Origin of the sequence: Sphingobacterium sp. R2 (assembly GCF_040760075.1) — a bacterium.
Classification (GTDB): Bacteria; Bacteroidota; Bacteroidia; order Sphingobacteriales; family Sphingobacteriaceae; genus Sphingobacterium.
In genome coordinates this window covers 1216927-1234581 of the sequence record NZ_CP142884.1, presented here as the reverse complement: position 1 = coordinate 1234581, position 17655 = coordinate 1216927, and the positions used below count along the sequence as shown (strand labels likewise).

The following is a 17655-nucleotide window of genomic DNA, read 5'->3' as shown; positions in this document are numbered from 1 at the left end:
TAGAAATTTCAATGACGCAAGAGGAACTAATAAAAGAATTAAGTAAGCCGGAGGTAATTTATACAGCCATGGCTATTGTAGCTATACGTATTATTGTGTGGCTATTGTTTGCAAATACGATCCGGAAAACGTTAAAATTAGTCGTTAGTGAAAATCGATTAATGACCCCTAATCAATCTTGGTTGGTCGCAATCCCTTTGGTAAATATTTATTGGAATTTTCAGGTCGCTACACGCTTGCGTGATTCGTTGATCAATGAATTCTATGACCGAAAAATTGCCGTTGAGGAGAATCCTACCTTTAGAAAGGGATCATTATATGCCTGGATTTATTTAGCAACAAATATTCCATTGCCATTATCTATTTCGGGCGTCTTAATCGTCATGCATTTTGTGACACTAGCTAATTATTGGTTTGAAATTAATGCCAACAAAAGAATTTTAGAAGAGCATAATAAATTTAGAGAAAAGGAGGTAATTGTAGACCATGAGAATTAAAGATGTCATTGACTATTTGGAGCGGCTTGCTCCTTTAGATTTACAGGAATCTTATGATAATGCTGGACTTATTGTGGGAGACGCGTATAAGGAGGTTACAAAAGTGCTCATTTCATTGGACTGTACGGAGGCTGTTGTACAAGAAGCTATTGATAAAGGCTGTAATTTAATTATTTCCCACCATCCTATTGTATTTAAAGGACTGAAGAAATTCAACGGAAAAAATTATGTGGAACGTACGGTTATTAAGGCAATCGAACATAAAATAGCCTTGTATGCGATTCATACAAACCTGGATAATGTTACGGGCGGCGTGAATACAAAAATTGCGACTAAACTAGGTTTGAAGAATCAGGCGATTTTGGAATCTAAAACAAATATTTTACGGAAAATGGTTGTCTTTGTTCCGAGAAGCCACGTTGAAGATGTTCGTCAGGCCTTATTCGATGCAGGAGCCGGAAAAGTCGGAAAGTATTACGATCAATGTAGCTTTAATACGGCAGGTTATGGTAGTTTTAGACCGTTGGCTGGTGCAGACCCTGCGATTGGAGAAGTTGGCATCCAAGAGCGTGTTGAAGAAACCCGGATAGAAGTGATTTATCTGAAAAGCATCGAGAGAAAGTTGCTTTTGGCGCTTTATGACGCCCATCCCTATGAGGAAGTAGCCTACGATCTGATTGATATTGCGAATAATGCCAGTGAAATTGGGGCTGGTATGATCGGAAATTTACCAGAACCAATGGATGAACTCGATTTTTTAGCTTATCTTAAGGAAAAACTTGGACTTCAAGTTATTCGTCATACAGCGCTATTGGGTAAAAAGGTTGGACGAGTAGCTGTCTGTGGTGGCTCAGGTGGATTTTTACTCGGGGCTGCCAAACGTTCGGGCGCTGATTTTTTTGTGACGGCCGATTACAAATATCATGAATTCTTTGATGCAGAAGGTGAAATCGTCATTGCTGATACAGGACATTTTGAGAGCGAACAATTTACGCAAGAATTATTGTACGACATTATTACGAAAAAATTTCCTAACTTTGCAACCTTAACAACAGAAATAGATACAAACCCTATAAAATACTACAGTTGATGGAACAAACCGTAGAACAAAAATTGAAAGCATTATGGCTTTTGCAAGCCATTCATACTAAAATAGATAAAATTCGCCAGGTTCGTGGTGAGTTACCTATGGAAGTTGCAGATCTTGAAGATGAGATTGCTGGTTTAGAAACTCGTATTGAGAAGATCAGAATAGACTTAGACGATTTAGAAGATTCGATCGTTAAGCGTAAAAACATGATTAAGGATGCCCAAGCTGCTATCAAGAAATATGAGTCGCAGTTAAATGAGGTAAAGAATAATCGTGAGTATGACGCTATTTCAAAAGAGATTGAAATCCAAGGTCTTGAGATTCAGGTTTGTGAAAAGAGAATTAAAGAAGCAGAATTCGAGATTCGCAACAAGACAGAAAACTACGATACTACTGTAGGTAATCTTGAGTATAGCAAAAACGAGCTTGAGGGAAAAAAGAAAGAATTGGAAACCATTACTTCTGAAACTCAAAAGGAAGAAGATGGATTATTGGCAAAAGCTACTGAAGCTGAGGCTAATATAGAAGATCGGTTGAACAAAGTATATTATCGTCTTCGTAATTCATTCAAGAATGGACTTGCTGTGGTTTCAATTGATCGCGATAGCTGTTCAGGATGCCACAATAAAATTCCTGCTCAAATGCAGTCGGAAATCCGCCAGCGCAAAAAAATTATTATTTGCGAACATTGTGGACGTGTTTTAGTTGACGAAGGTATTGTATTGGAAATCGAACAAGAGTACGGTTTTTAATCTTTCATAAAGAAAAGCCCTGCTATTTTTAGCAGGGCTTTTTTTTTTAATCATTTTTTTATGCAACTTTGTTGATATACTAACTAGGTCCACTGTGCAAAATCGTAGTTTTGTATGTGGTAAATTTTAACCTTAACATGTTTATGAATAGAACTCACTTCAAGCTAATTGCAGCATTTTTGGTCGGAACAACTTTTCTATCAGCAAAAGCGCAAGAAACCTTATTACTTCGAAACCCAAGTATAAGCGCTAATAATATCGCTTTTGTGTATGGTGGAGATATTTGGATTGCAGACAAAAATGGCACTAATCCGAGACGACTAACAACCAATCCTGGTGTAGAGCAGAATCCGATGTTTTCTCCTGATGGTAAGAAAGTGGCATTTACAGGCAACTATGACGGAAATACTGACGTCTATGTAATACCTGTAGCAGGAGGTGAGCCCAAGCGTATCACTTATCATCCCTCTTCGGATGTATTACGTGGGTGGCTTAACAATGATGAAGTATACTATACAACATCGCGAGATTTTACCTATGCTTTAAGTCCGCGATTATATAGTTCCAATATACAAATGTCAGGAATGGACAAGGCATTGATGATGCCTGAAGCCACGCAGGGCAGCCCTTCTGCGGATGGTCGCTATTGGGCCTATATCAAGAATACCGATCCGACAGAAAGAGACCGGGTAGCCTTTAAACGTTATCGGGGTGGCGGTATGCCGACAATTTGGATATTCGATACGAAAACCAAAGAAATAGAAGCAATTCCGCAAGTTAAAAGCAATGATGTTAAGCCACTATGGTTGGGTAATAAGGTTTATTTCTTGTCTGACCGCGATAAAATTGTTAATATCTTCAGTTATGATACCAAAACCAAGAAGATAGATAAATTAACAGATTTTAGAGACTATGATGTACGTTCACTCAATGGTAATGGCGCAGAATTGATTTTTGAATATGCTGGAACACTCAATACGTTGAGTTTAAGCAATAATAAAGTGACTCCGCTACATATCAGTGTAAACACGGATGTGATGTATAAAAGGCCGTTTTATAAAGATATCAAGGATGATATACGTTATGCTACGCTATCACCAACTGGTCAGCGCGCACTATTTGAGGCGAGAGGAGAGATATTTACAGTGCCAAAAGAAAAGGGGGAGGCTCGAAATTTATCAAATTCACCGGGTTCTCATGAGCGTTTTCCAGATTGGTCTCCAAACGGTAAATGGGTATCTTATATTTCAGAACAAAAATGGGTCCTATCAGTTGGTGCTGACAGATCAGTTCGGAAAAGATAAACCATTATATTTTAATTTGGGTGAAACTAATTTCTATTTTGAGCCGACTTGGTCGCCCGATTCAAAAAAATTATTTTACAATGATTCGCATCTTAATCTGTATTATATTGACATCGCTTCTAAAGCAGTTGTCAAAGTTGCTGATGATAAATTAAGTGGGCAAACAGGGCGGGTATCTAATCATTTCCAGCCAAGCTGGTCTCCAGATTCTAAATGGATATCCTTTATTCGTACGCTGGAAAATGGAGTACCTGCTGTATTCATGTACAATTTGGATACAAAGAAAACCCAACAGATCACCGATGGCATGAGCTCTGCTCGTAATACGGCATTCTCTCAAGACGGTAAATATTTATTTTTTACAGCAAGTACAAATACGGGTTTAACGAATTCTGGTTTACATATGTCCGCTGTACAGCGTAACGTAGATTATGCAGTCTATGCTTTTATCCTGTCGAGCAAAACACCATCATTCTTTAAAAACGATAGTGATGATGAGCAAATCCGTGAAGAAAACGCAGATAAAAAGGAAGAAGGAGAAACTAATAAAAAGGAGCGCTTAAAAGAAAACGATAAGAAATCTCCTAAAAAAGATAAAAAGGAAGTCGCAGTGGCAAGCAAGCCAATCGACAAATCTATTCAGGTCGATTTCGATCGTATAGAAAATCGAATTGTCGCGCTGCCTTTACCGGCAGGTCCTTATTGGAACCTAAATGGTTTAGTACCTAATCAATTGACCTATCAACGCGGTGGAACGATTGGTGCCTATGATTTTAAGGAACTCGAAAATAAAACCTTAGTGGAAAATGCACGTAGTTATGTTATTAGTGCTGATGGTAAGAAAATGTTGTACCAAACGGGAAATGGTTTTAATATCGTAAATGCTGGGCAAAAAGTTGCTTCACCTACTGCTGGAGAAATCAAATTAGCTGGAATCCAGCAACTGGTGGATCCCGCAGCGGAATGGAAGCAGGTGTTCAATGAAGTTTGGTCAATGCAAAAGGATTATTTTTACGTGGAAAATATGCATGGTGCCGACTGGAAAGCAATGAAAGCTAAATATGAAAAATTCCTACCTTTTGTCAACCATCGTTCTGATCTTGGTTATTTATTGAATGAAATGATGGGAGAAATGGTCGTAGGACATAATTATATTTATCCAGGAGATCAGCCTTCTACACCTTCAGTTTCTGTTGGTGTGCTTGGAGCAGATTATACGCTAAAGAATGGTTACTATCAGATCGCTAAATTATTTACGCGCCTAGAATGGAATCCTTCTTTCAAAGCACCATTGGCTGAACCTGGATTGAACATCAAGGAAGGAGATTATATTGTTGCTGTGAATGGTATAGAATTGACTGAAGATAGAGATATCTATAGCTTATTTGACAATACTGTGGGCAAGCAAGTGATGCTCAAGATCAATTCAAAACCTTCGTTGGTTGGCGCACGTGAAATCATTGTTAAACCGATTTCTTTTGGCGATGAAATGAACTTGCGTAGCATGGAATGGGTAGAGCGAAACCGTAAAAGAGTGAATGAATTGAGTAATGGCCAAATAGCTTACGTGTACATGCCGAACACCGGTCCTGAGGGGTATACTTATTTCAATCGTTATTACTTCGCTCAGATGGATAAAAAGGCTCTTCTGATGGACGAACGGAACAACGGTGGCGGATGGGTTGCTGATTATGTGATCGACCTCTTGTCTCGCGAGTTAATTGCCGGCTGGGGCATTCGTGATGGAAAGGGATTCACGACACCCGGTAACGGTATTTATGGACCGAAAGCCATGATCATCAATGAAAATGCCGGTTCGGGCGGTGATATGATGCCTTATATGTTCCGTTTTAAGGGATTAGGCAAATTGGTTGGGCGTACCACAATGGGAATCTTAGTGGGTATCAGCGGTTATCCTCCATTGCTGGATGGAGGCCGGATAACATCTCCAAATTTTGGTGTATATGATTTGAAAGGAAATTGGATCATTGAAAATGAAGGAGTTGCCCCAGATGTGTTTATCGAACAATTACCAAAGGATCTTTTAGAAGGTCGTGATCCTCAACTTGAAAGAACGGTAAAGATCTTGTTGGAAGAAATGAAAACTTATCCGTACAAAAATTTGCAAAAACCAGCCGATCCTATCCGGGTGAATTAAAATACTGTAAATATTAAGGGCTTTGAAATTTATCAAAGCCCTTTTTTATGCGATTGGATGATATACAATAGCAACTTTTGATGATTTTGAATGGAGCAGCATTAGGCTGAATATTGGCTTTACCTGCTTTTATTGTTATCTTTAGCGTATATTTAATACTTATGTTTCCCGAACAAACTACTTCTCCCTTTCAATCTTTGTTGCGTTTGATCTTAATGGTCATCGGTTTTACATTTGTATCACAAGTTTTCTATATTATCCTGCTGTTCTTTTATTATAAGATGACCGGACAGGTGTTTTCTATTGGGGTCATTATGAATGGTTCTGCCAATGAGATGCGATTATTGTTGCTAATGAGCAGTCTCGGATCTTTTGTAATTCCGGCCTATTTGATGAATATGTATGAAGGCTATGGGATTAAATATTTCCAATCCAGCTATAGACCTAAGGTGGCACAGTTTGCCTATGTTTTATTTGCTATGCTCGCTTTTATGCCTCTTATGAGTCTGATCGGTCACTGGAATGAATCCTTACAATTGCCTGATAATATGCAATCGTTGCAACGTTGGATGGAGCAAAGTGAAAAGGATTCGGGGAATTTGGTTCGCGGTATTATCATGGAATCAGGTATTGTTGGCTTTCTGTTCAACATCATTGTACTGGCATTGATTCCCGCCATCGGAGAGGAACTGTTATTTCGAGGTGTTTTACAAAATATAGTCGGGAGATGGTTGCATAATCCCCATGTTGTTATCTGGATTGTAGCGGTTATTTTTAGTGCAATACATCTGCAATTTTTTGGTTTTATCCCCCGTATGCTATTAGGGGCATTTTTTGGCTACCTTTATTTATGGAGTAAAAATATTCTGCTAGCCATCTTTGGGCATTTTGTGAATAATGCTGGAGCTACAGTGATGTCATTCTATTATGCTAGGCTAGGAAAAAGCTATGATGAGCTCAATGCATTTGAGTTACAATCTTGGTGGATATATCTTGTAGCCTTCATTTTTACTCTTATTTTTGTACTCTTATTTTATCGAACAACGCAAAAAGAAAACAATGGAGAACGATTGGAAAAAAATTAAAACATATACAAATGCTATTCAGGCGGAGATAGTCAAACAAATGTTGGAAGAGCATGGAATTCCTGCCGTTGTTTTGAATAAGCAAGATTCTTCTTATCTATTTGGAAAAATTGAACTTTATGTCAACGAAGGATCTATCGAAATGGCTGAACGATTAATTGAGGAAGCAGAAGGGGATATTAATTTATGAAAACAAGAGCAATAACAGGAGTGATCTTTGTAGCTGTCATGATAGCAGCTACTCTTTTCGGGGCATACGTTTACTCCATCTTTTTTACATTGCTCAGTACATGGTGCCTTTATGAATTTTATGGGATCGTTTCGTCGGATGAACGCGCACCAAATAAGATGATTGGTATAGTCATGGCCTTGGTACTGTTTGTTGTGGGATCCTTAATCTCGATGAATCTGCTTGCGGTAAAATTTTTAGCACTGATTATTCCATTTATAAGTGCGACTTATATTATCTCACTTTTTCAGAAGAGAACTTTTCCTTTTAATGATATTGCCTATACTTTTTTGGGAATAGCGTATGTTACATTACCTTTTTTCCTATTTTCCAAATTAGGATTTATGGAAGGAACTTTTAACTATGCGTTGCCCTTAGGTTTTTTGATCTTATTGTGGACAAACGATACAGGGGCATATCTCGCTGGACGAAGCTTCGGCAAACGTAAACTATTCGAACGGATCTCGCCAAAGAAGACATGGGAAGGTTTTTTCGGTGGATTGATTTTAGCAATTGTTGCTGCAGTGAATCTGGAGAAGTATTTTGGTGATCTACCGCTCTGGCAATGGATAAGTATTGCGGCAATTATCAGTATTGTTGGAACCTTGGGTGACTTAGTTGAGTCGATGTTAAAGCGTAGTTTGCACGTAAAGGATTCTGGAAATATATTGCCCGGACATGGAGGTTTTTTAGATAGATTTGACGGGCTATTATTAGCGGCTCCTATGGTCTATGTTTTCTTACTTTTAATCAATTGATTGTAATATGAGTCACATTCAAAATTCTACATTTGATTTTTTAACGGAATTGAAAGCCAATAATTCCCGGGAATGGTTTGCCGATAACAGAGCTAAATATGAGGCTGCATTGGCTGACGTAAGAAGCTTTTTAACGGATTTAATAGCGGCTTTAAGTGAGTTTGACCCTAAAATCAATACTTCCATACAGGCAAGTAAATGTTTGTTTCGTATTTACCGTGATACACGCTTTTCAAATGATAAGACACCTTATAAAAGTTGGTTTGGAGCGGGAATTTCAGTTGATGGAAGAAAGTTGCAGGGACCAGAGTACTATATTCATATTGGAGCAGAAAATTCATTTATTGCCTGTGGATATTGGCGTCCAGAAAAGCAACATTTAGAGGCAATAAGACAAGAAATTGATTACAGTGGTAATAAATTGGATGAAATTTTAAAAACAGTATTGACAGGCGGTAATATTGCACTTTTCAAAGAAGATTTACTGAAGCGTGCCCCTGCGGGCTATAGCGAGGATAATCCTTTTATTGACTTTATCAAATTGAAAAGTTTTGTGTTGGAAAGATCCTTAACTATTAAGGATTTATCTGCAAAAAATGCGTTAGATAATATCGTGGCTTCCTATAAAAGTATGCTTCCTTTCAAAGAGTTTTTACAAGAAGCCATCGATACGGACTAATTATTCCGGTAAGCTGATTTTGCCCATGCAGACAGCGGGCGAATCTTTAATTTGCGCTACATTGGATTTGTTGCCTACCAAAGTTTCATTTGCTAACAAAGCAAAGAGGACGGCCTCTTTTGCATCTGGATTGATACCTAATGTTGCAAAGCTTTCAACTTTACAGGTAGGTAAGCTCCTTTTGATGTAATCAAACAGCAATGGATTGTGCAGTCCACCACCACTTATATATACAGCCACATCAGATAGTCCTTCTGACTGCTTTTGGATGCCGTTGACCATCGCAAGAGCCGCAAAGCGATTGAGGGTTGCCATGACGTTTCCATGTGGAATATGAGTTGTTTTCGAACACTCTTGCGCCTTTTCGAGATAAGCGAGATTAAATAGTTCTGGCCCGGTGGTTTTTGGAAAGGGCAGTGTTAGAAATTCTTCTGTTAATAATTGATTCAATAGCGCATCATTTACTTGTCCCTTTTTGGCCATATAGGCATCTCTATCCATCTCCTGATTAAAATTAGCCTTCATGTATTGGTTCATCATTGTGTTGCCTGGACCGAGATCTGTTGCATAGGCTTTCAATTTTGTTTGATGGCTTGGGATAAAGGTGAAATTAGAAATACCGCCAATATTCAGTAAGAATCGATTCTCTGTTGTATGCGAGAAAAGTAGATAGTCGCCATACGCCGCCAAAGGTGCCCCTTCCCCTCCCGTAGCAACATGTTTCTGTCTAAAGTCAGACAGGGTTATGATGCCGGTATTTACGGCAATATGATCTCCATCGCCGATCTGTAAGGTACTATTAGGCCAGTTGCGGTCTTTGGTTAATGATTGGGGAGCATGGTATACCGTTTGCCCATGGCTGGCTATACAATCAATCTCGCTGCTTGGTATATTCCACTGTCGTAATGCTGTATTGATTAATTTGGCATGTGTGACTCCAATATAAGCATTGAGTCCCGAAAATAACTGTTGGTCGATATTTCGTTTTGCAAAGACTTCACGGACTCTTGCTCTAAAATCATCCTCATACTCCATTGTAGCAAAATTCTCTAGCTGTATTTTTGTTGTTTTACCTGCATTTTCTATGCGGCATACTGCGATATCAAGACCATCCAGGGAAGTGCCAGACATCAGTCCAATAATAAGTCGCGCTTTCTTTCGTGAAATTTGGTAAAGTCTTTCGATTTGAGGATTCATAGCTTAAAATTAAGTACAAAAATGTTATGATGAATATCATTTTTGACAATTGAAGATATTTTGTAACTTCACGGCATTAAAAATCAAAAAATTAAATACAATGAATTTTCCAGCAGAATTGAAATACACCAAAGATCACGAATGGATTCGTGTTGAAGGTGATGAAGCAGTTGTAGGGATTACTGATTTCGCTCAACGTGAATTGGGAGACATCGTTTTTGTTGACATTAACACTGTAGGTGATGAAATTGCCGCAAATGAAGTTTTCGGAACAATTGAAGCTGTAAAAACTGTTTCTGATTTGTTTTTGCCTGTATCAGCTACAATTTTATCTGTTAATGAAGCTATTGATGCATCTCCTGAATTGGTCAATTCTGATCCTTATGGAGAAGGTTGGATTGTTCGTATTAAATTGAACAACGCTGCTGATGTAGATGCTTTGTTAACCGCTGAACAATACAAAGAAGAGATTAACGCGTAGTTTTAAAACTATCTATATGAAGAAAGGGACCTAATAGTCCCTTTTTTTTGTTCTAATTGATGGTTTATTGACTTTTTAATGTGGTCTTTATTTTGGCTTCCGGCATGTCTACATCGCTTATCATTTCAGTTGCCTTGGTAAGACAGGTTTTTTTATCCAAAACATAAAAACCTTGGAGATTACCAACTTGGTTTGCATCAGGACCAAACATCTTTCCTTCCACATTTACTTTGTAACCAAGCTCATTTGCCTCTATTAATGTCATTTTGCTTTCTACCATTATTCCTGAATCATCAGATTCTGTTTTTGATGTCCATGAATCTCCGATGGTAACAGGTTGCTCAGGTAATACAGTGCTGATATTTTCGAACATACTTTTGTCAAACGGCATATTGATTCCTTCAGGTAATTTGATATCCGATGACTTACCAATTTGGTTTACATTGAAGGTTATATTGTTTTCTAGCAGCTTGCCTAAAGTCGCATGCATCTGCTTAGAAAAATCATTAGCTTCTGGATTTTTTGAGTCATATGACATGTCCATTCCCGCCATATTCATTTTCATATTGATTCCTGTGTATTTTAAATCAAATGCGAATAAATTATCTTTTGTTGCTGTATTGGTTATATCAAACCCCATATTGAGATCTGTAGTCATTTTTTGACCAGCGGCGTCGATGTCCATAGTCATACTCAGGTTTTGTGAAATTTTCTTTCCTGCATCCGGATTTACGCGTAGTGTATATTTCTGTTGTGCGGAAGCCGAGAGAACAAAGAAAGCAAATACCGCTATCAATGAGGTTATTCTTATTTTTTTCATATCTATAATTTTTATGTTTTTATCAGTAATAATTGGGCAATTTAAATATATAAAAAAATCCCTTCTACATGGTAAAAGGGATTTAGATTTTTATAAATAATAAAAATTACTTTTTGATATAAGATACTTCTTTAACAGCTTTTACAACTTTTTCGACGCTAGGCAGAGCCGCTTCGATTAACGTTGGAGCATAAGGAAGTGGTACATCGGCGCAATTTACGCGTATTACAGGCGCATCTAGATAGTCAAATGCATTGCGCTGAACATTGAATGCTAAATCTGTAGAAATAGATGCCAATGGCCATGCTTCTTCTACAATCACTAAGCGATTCGTTTTCTTAACAGATGCGATGATTGTTGGGTAATCAATTGGACGTACGGAACGCAAATCGATTAATTCAACGCTTACGCCTTCTTTTTTCAATTCTTCCACTGCAGGAATGACAACGCGAGGAAGCATTTTACCAAAAGATACAACAGTTACATCTGTACCTTCTTGGATAATGTTTGCTTTTCCAATTTCCAAGTAATATTCTTCTTCAGGAACTTGTCCTTTATCGCCGTACATCACTTCAGATTCCATAAAGATGACAGGATCTGGATCTATAATCGATGATTTTAATAGACCTTTAGCCTCATATGGGTTAGAAGGAACCACCACTTTTAAACCTGGCGTATTTGCGAACCAGTTCTCGAAGTTTTGAGAGTGTTGAGCTGCAAGTTGGCCAGCATTTCCAGTAGGACCACGAAAGACCATTGGAATAGAGAACTGTCCACCACTCATTGAGTGGATTTTTGCGGCTGCATTGATCACTTGGTCAATAGCAACAAGTGAAAAATTGAATGTCATGAATTCCACAATAGGTTTTAAACCATTCATTGCCGCTCCAACAGCAATACCCGCAAAACCAAGTTCAGCAATAGGTGTATCAATGATACGTTTTGCGCCGAATTCATCAAGCATACCCTGACTCACTTTGTAAGCTCCGTTATACTCAGCAACTTCTTCTCCTAATAAAAATATTTTGTCGTCTTTACGCATTTCTTCGTTCATCGCTTCACGAAGTGCTTCTCTGAATTGTATTTCTCTCATCAGTTGTAAAATAGTGTCAATTTTTAGATTACAAATCTACTATTTAAAATTGATATTTTGAAGATTTGAACACGCTAATTGTATAGTTTTATGTCATTTTTTAAGATGTAAATGACTTTCGTATTAAATTTTTAAATATAAGTTGCTTAGATATTCCAATGTTTTTATAAGTGCCTTATTACTATTCATTATAGCTAACGGAATGTTCCACGTGGCACGGTTTCTTTTTTCTACGTAATTCGAAATACCACGAATCTCTATAACGGGAACAGCCATTTTGTCCGCAGCAAAGAAAACAGCAGCTCCCTCCATACTCTCTACGAGACTATTGGGATGGAGCTTTAGGATTTTTTCAATACTTTCTGTACGACCATGTACTTTGTTTACGGTAATGCCCTCCCCCTGCTTTAGAAATGGGAGGCGAAGCTCTTTGTCGGCTAATAAGCACGAGGAAAATTTGGACTTTCCGTAGCCCAATTGGTCTATTGGAATAAAGTTATGCCCGTCTTCTGCGCCAAGCTCAATAAATGACTCTGAAACTACTTGGATGACCGAACCTATTTCAACATGCCGATCCAAACATCCCCCTATTCCTATATTAATAAGAAGATCATATTTTTTTTCATGAAGTACTCTTCCTAGCGCAAAGGCTGTGGCTACCATACCGACACCAGTAATGAGGGTATCGCATCGATCGTATGTTGATGCCACTTCCAGAAACGGCTGCAATTCAAATGATGTAGCCGCAACAACTAATATTTGCATGATGAACTTTTTTGATGGAAAATTACGAATTATCTTGCATGCAAAAGTCTTTATATAACAAAATATAGTACCTGTTATTTGTCCAACTGACAGATTTGAGTTTTATTTATACAAAGGATGATTTGGTGTCAGCTAACGATATGATTACTGATAAGCTCAATGGAGCGTCATTGTTTTAGACATTCAAAAGTTAAGAGTCGCTATTAAATTATTATACATTAATATTGTTTCAATAGCTATTTAGTTTAGCTTTTAATTAGGGATAACAAAGGTTGAATCTAAACTAAACCTATTTAAATGCTAAATCATATCTAAAGAAAAATTACGTAAAAGAGCCAATATGGTATGAATACTGCTATTCTCCTAAAGCGTAAGCAAATGTTTGGTTTTCAAATTTTTATCCATTCGTTTGCTAACAGGTTAAGACTTGGACTACCGAACTCCTATCGCTGTTGGATAAAGAATGGCAGAGGCACTTCATTATATTACGATATTCTGACGGCATTCCTCAAATTGAAATGTTAAAATTGCGCCTAAAGCCTTATCTTTGTATATTATGGTATTTATAACTCGTCGTGAACGTTTCTGTGCTGCGCACAAGCTCTATCGTGAAGACTGGAGTGAGGAGCAGAATGAACAGGTCTTTGGCCTTTGTGCCAATCCGAATTGGCATGGGCATAATTATGATCTTTATGTCACAGTTAAAGGAAATATTAATCCAGAAACTGGTTTTTTGATTGACCTAAAGATTATGAAGGAAATAATCAATCGTAGCATAATCGATAAGGTTGATCACCGTAATTTTAATTTAGATGTTGATTTTATGCAGGGTGTGATGGCTTCAACTGAAAATATCGCAATCGAAATATTTAAGATTCTAAAACCCTTGTTTGATGAACAGGGAGTAATTTTACATAGTGTCCGTTTGCACGAAACAGAAAATAATTACGTCGAATATTTTGGCGATTAAACTTTAATACATTTAAATAGTAAAAACTATGAGTCAGCACTCATTTGACAACGAAGAGTTGGATGGATATATTAAGATCGACAAATACAATACTGAAAAGGTAGAACGAATCGCTTCTCATTATACCGATATATTGGCATGTCTTGGAGAAGATCCCAAACGCGAAGGTTTAGTAAAGACGCCAGAGCGTGTTGCGAAAGCGTTGCAATTTTTGACCCATGGCTATGATATTGATGCTGGAGAGGTGTTACGTGGAGCAATGTTTGAAGAAGACTATAGTCAAATGGTTGTCGTAAAAGATATTGAAGTCTATTCTCTTTGTGAACACCACATGTTGCCTTTCTTCGGTAAGGCCCACATTGCTTATATTCCTAACGGACATATTGTTGGATTGAGTAAAATACCACGTGTTGTTGATATTTTTGCACGTCGCCTTCAAGTTCAAGAGAGGCTCACTAATGAGATCAGGGACTGTATCCAAGAAACTTTGGGGGCGCTGGGCGTAGCTGTTGTCATGGAATGTAAACACATGTGTATGGCCATGCGTGGTGTGCAGAAACAAAATTCTGTGACAACAACTTCTGCATTTACGGGAGCTTTTCAAAATGATGTAACGCGATCCGAATTTTTACGCTTAATCACAGCTGATCTTGCGTAAATTCTTTATAGTGCAATACTAAAAAAAGCCTTCTAAAAAATCGTATTTTAGGAGGCTTTTTCTTTGGAGAAATTCTGATCTGAAATAAAATTTTAAATTGGAGATGTTGGGTTTTTATGCGTTTGAGGCAATTTTAAAAAAACGTCCTTTACAAAAGCTTTATTGTATTTAATTGATAATCAGGTTTTAGTAAAAAAAAGTTTTTATACTAAACATGTTTTTTGGTACCTTTGCGGTTATGGAAATTGTTGACAGCGATTTAGAGTCCTATTTGGAACATACTACAGACGGAGAAAATTCGTTACTGAAAATGGTAAATCGGGATACTTATTTGAAGGAAACAATGCCCCATATGTTGTCTGGACATTACCAGGGAAGAGTTCTTTCTTTATTGAGCAAATTGGTTGCTCCCAAGCGTATTTTAGAGATTGGAACTTTTACGGGATACGCAACTTTATGTCTCGCTGAAGGGCTGAAAGAAGATGGATTATTACATACCATTGATATCAATGCAGAGCAGCAGGAAAGGGTGCAAGGTTATTTTGATGAATCGCCATTTGCTGATAAGATCAGGTATCACATTGGCGATGCGGCGGTAATACTACCTACATTGAATGAAACATTCGATCTAGTATTTATCGACGCAGACAAGAAGAGAAATTTATTTTATTTCGAAACGATAATAAATCAAGTTCCGTCTGGGGGACTTATTTTGATTGACAATGTCTTATGGAAAGGTAAGGTATTAGATTCAAAACCAGACAACCAAACAAAGCAGATCATTGATTTGAATGCACGTTTAGCTCAGGACAAGCGCGTAGAAAAGGTGATATTACCAATTCGAGACGGACTTTTTGTATTACGCAAAAGGTAATTTGTGAACTAAAACATTCTTCATGAATTTAAAACAATTAAAAAGCTTTGTACTGGTACTAGCTTTGGGAACTTTTGGATTAACAAAGGTTTCCGCTCAAAGTAATGCGGCATATGTCGATAAGTACAGTCCAATAGCAAAAGAAATGATGGAGGAACATGGTGTTCCGGCATCGGTTATCTTAGCCATCGCCATGCATGAAAGCGGAAATGGTGGTAGCAGGGTAGCAAAGAATTTGAATAACCATTTTGGTGTCAAAGGAAAGAACAATAGTACCGTTATTCGGTCAGCTTACAAAGGTTATCGGTCAGTATTAGACTCGTACGATGATTTTGTAGGAATAGTGAAAAGAAAAAAGACTACTCAAAGTCTTTTTGATAAACATCCGGGTGAAAAATACGAAGCTTGGGTAAAAGCGATTGCTCGTTCAGGGTACTCCACGAGTAAAGGTTGGACAGCAAAAGTACTCGCTACAATTAGACAATATCATTTGGATATGTTTGATCATGATGCTAAGCAAAACAAATTCTCGTCAACTAAAAAATAAGCACTAAGCACAACATTACTGCATGAAGAAGTTTTTTTATGGCATGTTTGTACTCATGATGTTGGTTACATCATGTTCAAGTCGGAGGGGCACATTATCGTCCCCTAAATCTGGCTCCAGTTCAAAAACTTCTTCATCCCCTTCTGTTGGGCGGCCCACCATGGCGGGGAACGATTACATCAATCATTACAAAGAGGTAGCCATTGCAGAAATGAACAGATACGGTATTCCCGCCAGCATTAAACTGGCTCAGGCACTGCTTGAATCAGGTAATGGGAATAGTTATCTGGCGCGCGAGGCGAATAATCATTTTGGTATTAAATGTGGCGGAGTGTGGAAAGGAAAATCCGTAACCCGTCCTGATGATAATATTAATGATTGCTTTCGTGTTTATGACAGTCCCGAACAATCGTTTCGAGATCATTCTGAATTTCTGTTGAGGCCTCGGTACGCCGCGCTCTTTAAATTGGATAAAAATGATTATAAAGGTTGGGCTAAAGGCTTGAAAGCCGCTGGGTATGCCACCAATCCACGTTATCCTGAATTGCTGATCGAAATGATCGAAAGATATCATCTTGATCAATACGACCGCGGTGAATCGCCGCGTGAAAAAGTTGTTCGAGAAGAAACGGTGCAGGTAGAGATCGTTCAGAATGTACAAGAAGCCCCCCCTCGGTTGTAAAAACAGAAGCCATCAAGAGCCCCGTAGCTATGCGTATTCATGAGGTTAAAGCTCAGGATACGTTGTATTCGCTCAGTAAGCTATATAATGTATCTGTCGATCAGATTAAGGCTTTAAATGGCCTTACGGATGATGCGCTATCTTTGGGTCAGCTTTTGGTTATATCTAAATAGTTACGCTTTAAAAGATGTTAAATATTTCACTTTTGTATCGCTATATAGTAGTTTTACGATAGTGATATTTATACGATATATTTTTCTACTTATTGCCATTGGGGCTTCCACTTCAGCACTTTTTTGCCAAGATAAAAAAGTGGAGGGTATTGTTTTTGATAAAAATACCAAACAGCGTATTGGAAATGTAAAGCTCGCCAATTTGCGAACAGGGGAGGTTAATTATAATACAATCAAAGGTGAATTTGTCTTTAATGCACAGTTAGGAGATCATATCGTAGCGATGAGTAAGGGATACTTTTCAGATACACTTCTTGTAGATGAAAAGGGATTATTACTTTTTCATCTAGTACGCGAATCTTTTTATATCGAAGAGGTTCAGGTTTACGCACGCAAGAGTCCCGAAGAAATTTTGGAAAAAGCAAAAGTAGATTATGAAAAGGCATATCGTTTGGCAGGTTATGGTGATGTATTTTCTGTCGGGCCAAATGGTGCTGGTTTAAGCATCAATTCAATCTACAGTTTATTTAGCAAAGAGGCCAAACGAGCACGCCGATTGACTAAAACTATTGAAAATGACTATAAGGAAAATGTGATCGATTATAAATTTTCGAAGGAACTTATCAGTAAAGTAACTGGGCTGAATAGTGAAGAATCGGAACGATTTAGAAGGATATTCAGACCCTCCTATTTCTTTATTCTTGCAGCAAGTGATTATGAACTGGCAAATTATATCAAGAATTGCTATTCACGGTATCAATTGAATCCTTCGCAATATTTTATTGAGCCTTTTCCAACAATTAATTTTAAATTAGTACCGTAAACAAAAAAATAGACGTTTTC

21 protein-coding genes are annotated in these 17655 nt (G+C 37.8%); 17 read left to right on the top strand and 4 right to left on the bottom strand.

Features of this window, described 5'->3' with window-relative positions:
* Positions 1–11: 11 nt before the first annotated feature.
* The 9 genes from VXM68_RS05165 to VXM68_RS05125 all read left to right on the top strand — a co-directional run bounded on the left by VXM68_RS05165 (position 12) and on the right by VXM68_RS05125 (position 8552).
* Positions 12–497: a hypothetical protein gene (locus tag VXM68_RS05165; RefSeq protein ID WP_367210628.1), complete on the top strand. Its 486-nt coding sequence runs from the start codon at positions 12–14 to the stop codon at positions 495–497.
* Complete coding sequence (locus tag VXM68_RS05160) at positions 487–1587, top strand: Nif3-like dinuclear metal center hexameric protein (protein ID WP_293955869.1); 1101 nt, start codon at positions 487–489, stop codon at positions 1585–1587. The genes VXM68_RS05165 and VXM68_RS05160 overlap by 11 nt, the downstream gene beginning before the upstream one ends.
* Positions 1587–2339 carry a C4-type zinc ribbon domain-containing protein gene (locus VXM68_RS05155; protein WP_293955868.1) on the top strand — a complete coding sequence of 251 codons (753 nt, stop codon included), beginning with the start codon at positions 1587–1589 and terminating at the stop codon, positions 2337–2339. The genes VXM68_RS05160 and VXM68_RS05155 overlap by 1 nt, the downstream gene beginning before the upstream one ends.
* A 143-nt stretch (positions 2340–2482) precedes the next feature.
* Positions 2483–3643 carry a hypothetical protein gene (locus VXM68_RS05150; protein WP_367210627.1) on the top strand — a complete coding sequence of 387 codons (1161 nt, stop codon included), beginning with the start codon at positions 2483–2485 and terminating at the stop codon, positions 3641–3643.
* Complete coding sequence (locus tag VXM68_RS05145) at positions 3537–5801, top strand: PDZ domain-containing protein (RefSeq protein ID WP_367210626.1); 2265 nt, start codon at positions 3537–3539, stop codon at positions 5799–5801. The genes VXM68_RS05150 and VXM68_RS05145 overlap by 107 nt, the downstream gene beginning before the upstream one ends.
* A gap of 161 nt (positions 5802–5962) precedes the next feature.
* Entirely contained in the window at positions 5963–6886 is a 924-nt protein-coding gene (locus VXM68_RS05140; protein WP_294185637.1) for a CPBP family intramembrane glutamic endopeptidase, read from the top strand.
* The gene (locus VXM68_RS05135) at positions 6861–7076 is read left to right on the top strand and encodes a DUF2007 domain-containing protein (RefSeq protein ID WP_209576943.1); all 216 of its coding nucleotides are present in this window, start codon (positions 6861–6863) and stop codon (positions 7074–7076) included. The genes VXM68_RS05140 and VXM68_RS05135 overlap by 26 nt, the downstream gene beginning before the upstream one ends.
* The gene (locus VXM68_RS05130; RefSeq protein ID WP_294185638.1) at positions 7073–7873 is read left to right on the top strand and encodes a phosphatidate cytidylyltransferase; all 801 of its coding nucleotides are present in this window, start codon (positions 7073–7075) and stop codon (positions 7871–7873) included. The genes VXM68_RS05135 and VXM68_RS05130 overlap by 4 nt, the downstream gene beginning before the upstream one ends.
* A gap of 7 nt (positions 7874–7880) precedes the next feature.
* The gene (locus VXM68_RS05125) at positions 7881–8552 is read left to right on the top strand and encodes a DUF2461 domain-containing protein (protein WP_294185639.1); all 672 of its coding nucleotides are present in this window, start codon (positions 7881–7883) and stop codon (positions 8550–8552) included.
* Here the strand turns inward: VXM68_RS05125 and VXM68_RS05120 are convergent, their stop codons facing one another.
* On the bottom strand, positions 8553–9749 hold the full coding sequence (locus VXM68_RS05120; RefSeq protein ID WP_294347983.1) for an anhydro-N-acetylmuramic acid kinase: 1197 nt from the start codon (positions 9747–9749) through the stop codon (positions 8553–8555). It lies immediately after the preceding gene.
* Positions 9750–9849: 100 nt separating this feature from the next.
* Between VXM68_RS05120 and gcvH the strand changes: the two genes are divergently transcribed.
* The gene (gcvH, locus tag VXM68_RS05115) at positions 9850–10230 is read left to right on the top strand and encodes a glycine cleavage system protein GcvH (protein WP_293886491.1); all 381 of its coding nucleotides are present in this window, start codon (positions 9850–9852) and stop codon (positions 10228–10230) included.
* A gap of 64 nt (positions 10231–10294) precedes the next feature.
* On the opposite strand, the gene VXM68_RS05110 is transcribed toward gcvH, so the two are convergent.
* The 3 genes from VXM68_RS05110 to mqnB all read right to left on the bottom strand — a co-directional run bounded on the left by VXM68_RS05110 (position 10295) and on the right by mqnB (position 12908).
* Positions 10295–11050 carry a DUF6263 family protein gene (locus tag VXM68_RS05110; protein ID WP_293955862.1) on the bottom strand — a complete coding sequence of 252 codons (756 nt, stop codon included), beginning with the start codon at positions 11048–11050 and terminating at the stop codon, positions 10295–10297.
* Positions 11051–11156: 106 nt separating this feature from the next.
* On the bottom strand, positions 11157–12143 hold the full coding sequence (locus tag VXM68_RS05105) for a pyruvate dehydrogenase complex E1 component subunit beta (RefSeq protein WP_294185641.1): 987 nt from the start codon (positions 12141–12143) through the stop codon (positions 11157–11159).
* 123 nt (positions 12144–12266) lie between these two features.
* The gene (gene mqnB / locus VXM68_RS05100; RefSeq protein ID WP_367210625.1) at positions 12267–12908 is read right to left on the bottom strand and encodes a futalosine hydrolase; all 642 of its coding nucleotides are present in this window, start codon (positions 12906–12908) and stop codon (positions 12267–12269) included.
* Positions 12909–13464: 556 nt separating this feature from the next.
* Between mqnB and VXM68_RS05095 the strand changes: the two genes are divergently transcribed.
* The 7 genes from VXM68_RS05095 (at position 13465) to VXM68_RS05065 (ending at position 17635) form a co-directional block, all read left to right on the top strand.
* Positions 13465–13878 (top strand): 6-carboxytetrahydropterin synthase, encoded by a 414-nt coding sequence (locus VXM68_RS05095; RefSeq protein WP_294347987.1) that lies wholly within the window; start codon positions 13465–13467, stop codon positions 13876–13878.
* 28 nt (positions 13879–13906) lie between these two features.
* Positions 13907–14536 carry a GTP cyclohydrolase I FolE gene (gene folE / locus VXM68_RS05090; RefSeq protein ID WP_209576925.1) on the top strand — a complete coding sequence of 210 codons (630 nt, stop codon included), beginning with the start codon at positions 13907–13909 and terminating at the stop codon, positions 14534–14536.
* 238 nt (positions 14537–14774) lie between these two features.
* On the top strand, positions 14775–15410 hold the full coding sequence (locus tag VXM68_RS05085; RefSeq protein WP_293955987.1) for an O-methyltransferase: 636 nt from the start codon (positions 14775–14777) through the stop codon (positions 15408–15410).
* 22 nt (positions 15411–15432) lie between these two features.
* Entirely contained in the window at positions 15433–15957 is a 525-nt protein-coding gene (locus VXM68_RS05080) for a glucosaminidase domain-containing protein (protein ID WP_293955858.1), read from the top strand.
* 22 nt (positions 15958–15979) lie between these two features.
* The gene (locus VXM68_RS05075; protein WP_367210624.1) at positions 15980–16639 is read left to right on the top strand and encodes a glycoside hydrolase family 73 protein; all 660 of its coding nucleotides are present in this window, start codon (positions 15980–15982) and stop codon (positions 16637–16639) included.
* A gap of 29 nt (positions 16640–16668) precedes the next feature.
* A complete protein-coding gene (locus tag VXM68_RS05070) occupies positions 16669–16812 on the top strand; it encodes a LysM peptidoglycan-binding domain-containing protein (RefSeq protein WP_367210623.1) in 144 nt (47 codons plus the stop codon).
* Positions 16769–17635 (top strand): hypothetical protein, encoded by an 867-nt coding sequence (locus VXM68_RS05065; protein WP_293955856.1) that lies wholly within the window; start codon positions 16769–16771, stop codon positions 17633–17635. The genes VXM68_RS05070 and VXM68_RS05065 overlap by 44 nt, the downstream gene beginning before the upstream one ends.
* The last annotated feature ends 20 nt before the right edge of the window (positions 17636–17655 follow it).

Excerpts from the sequence above, each read along its gene's own strand:
- VXM68_RS05130 (WP_294185638.1), top strand. The coding sequence starts at position 7,073 with ATGAAAACAAGAGCAATAACAGGAGTGATCTTTGTAGCTGTCATGATA.
- mqnB (WP_367210625.1), bottom strand. The coding sequence starts at position 12,908 with ATGCAAATATTAGTTGTTGCGGCTACATCATTTGAATTGCAGCCGTTT.
- VXM68_RS05105 (WP_294185641.1), bottom strand. The coding sequence starts at position 12,143 with ATGAGAGAAATACAATTCAGAGAAGCACTTCGTGAAGCGATGAACGAA.
- folE (WP_209576925.1), top strand. The coding sequence starts at position 13,907 with ATGAGTCAGCACTCATTTGACAACGAAGAGTTGGATGGATATATTAAG.
- VXM68_RS05140 (WP_294185637.1), top strand. The coding sequence starts at position 5,963 with ATGTTTCCCGAACAAACTACTTCTCCCTTTCAATCTTTGTTGCGTTTG.
- VXM68_RS05095 (WP_294347987.1), top strand. The coding sequence starts at position 13,465 with ATGGTATTTATAACTCGTCGTGAACGTTTCTGTGCTGCGCACAAGCTC.
- VXM68_RS05155 (WP_293955868.1), top strand. The coding sequence starts at position 1,587 with ATGGAACAAACCGTAGAACAAAAATTGAAAGCATTATGGCTTTTGCAA.
- VXM68_RS05080 (WP_293955858.1), top strand. The coding sequence starts at position 15,433 with ATGAATTTAAAACAATTAAAAAGCTTTGTACTGGTACTAGCTTTGGGA.
- VXM68_RS05135 (WP_209576943.1), top strand. The coding sequence starts at position 6,861 with ATGGAGAACGATTGGAAAAAAATTAAAACATATACAAATGCTATTCAG.
- VXM68_RS05150 (WP_367210627.1), top strand. The coding sequence starts at position 2,483 with ATGAATAGAACTCACTTCAAGCTAATTGCAGCATTTTTGGTCGGAACA.
- VXM68_RS05120 (WP_294347983.1), bottom strand. The coding sequence starts at position 9,749 with ATGAATCCTCAAATCGAAAGACTTTACCAAATTTCACGAAAGAAAGCG.
- VXM68_RS05065 (WP_293955856.1), top strand. The coding sequence starts at position 16,769 with ATGATGCGCTATCTTTGGGTCAGCTTTTGGTTATATCTAAATAGTTAC.
- gcvH (WP_293886491.1), top strand. The coding sequence starts at position 9,850 with ATGAATTTTCCAGCAGAATTGAAATACACCAAAGATCACGAATGGATT.
- VXM68_RS05160 (WP_293955869.1), top strand. The coding sequence starts at position 487 with ATGAGAATTAAAGATGTCATTGACTATTTGGAGCGGCTTGCTCCTTTA.
- VXM68_RS05085 (WP_293955987.1), top strand. The coding sequence starts at position 14,775 with ATGGAAATTGTTGACAGCGATTTAGAGTCCTATTTGGAACATACTACA.
- VXM68_RS05110 (WP_293955862.1), bottom strand. The coding sequence starts at position 11,050 with ATGAAAAAAATAAGAATAACCTCATTGATAGCGGTATTTGCTTTCTTT.
- VXM68_RS05165 (WP_367210628.1), top strand. The coding sequence starts at position 12 with ATGACGCAAGAGGAACTAATAAAAGAATTAAGTAAGCCGGAGGTAATT.
- VXM68_RS05075 (WP_367210624.1), top strand. The coding sequence starts at position 15,980 with ATGAAGAAGTTTTTTTATGGCATGTTTGTACTCATGATGTTGGTTACA.
- VXM68_RS05145 (WP_367210626.1), top strand. The coding sequence starts at position 3,537 with ATGAGCGTTTTCCAGATTGGTCTCCAAACGGTAAATGGGTATCTTATA.
- VXM68_RS05070 (WP_367210623.1), top strand. The coding sequence starts at position 16,669 with ATGCGTATTCATGAGGTTAAAGCTCAGGATACGTTGTATTCGCTCAGT.
- VXM68_RS05125 (WP_294185639.1), top strand. The coding sequence starts at position 7,881 with ATGAGTCACATTCAAAATTCTACATTTGATTTTTTAACGGAATTGAAA.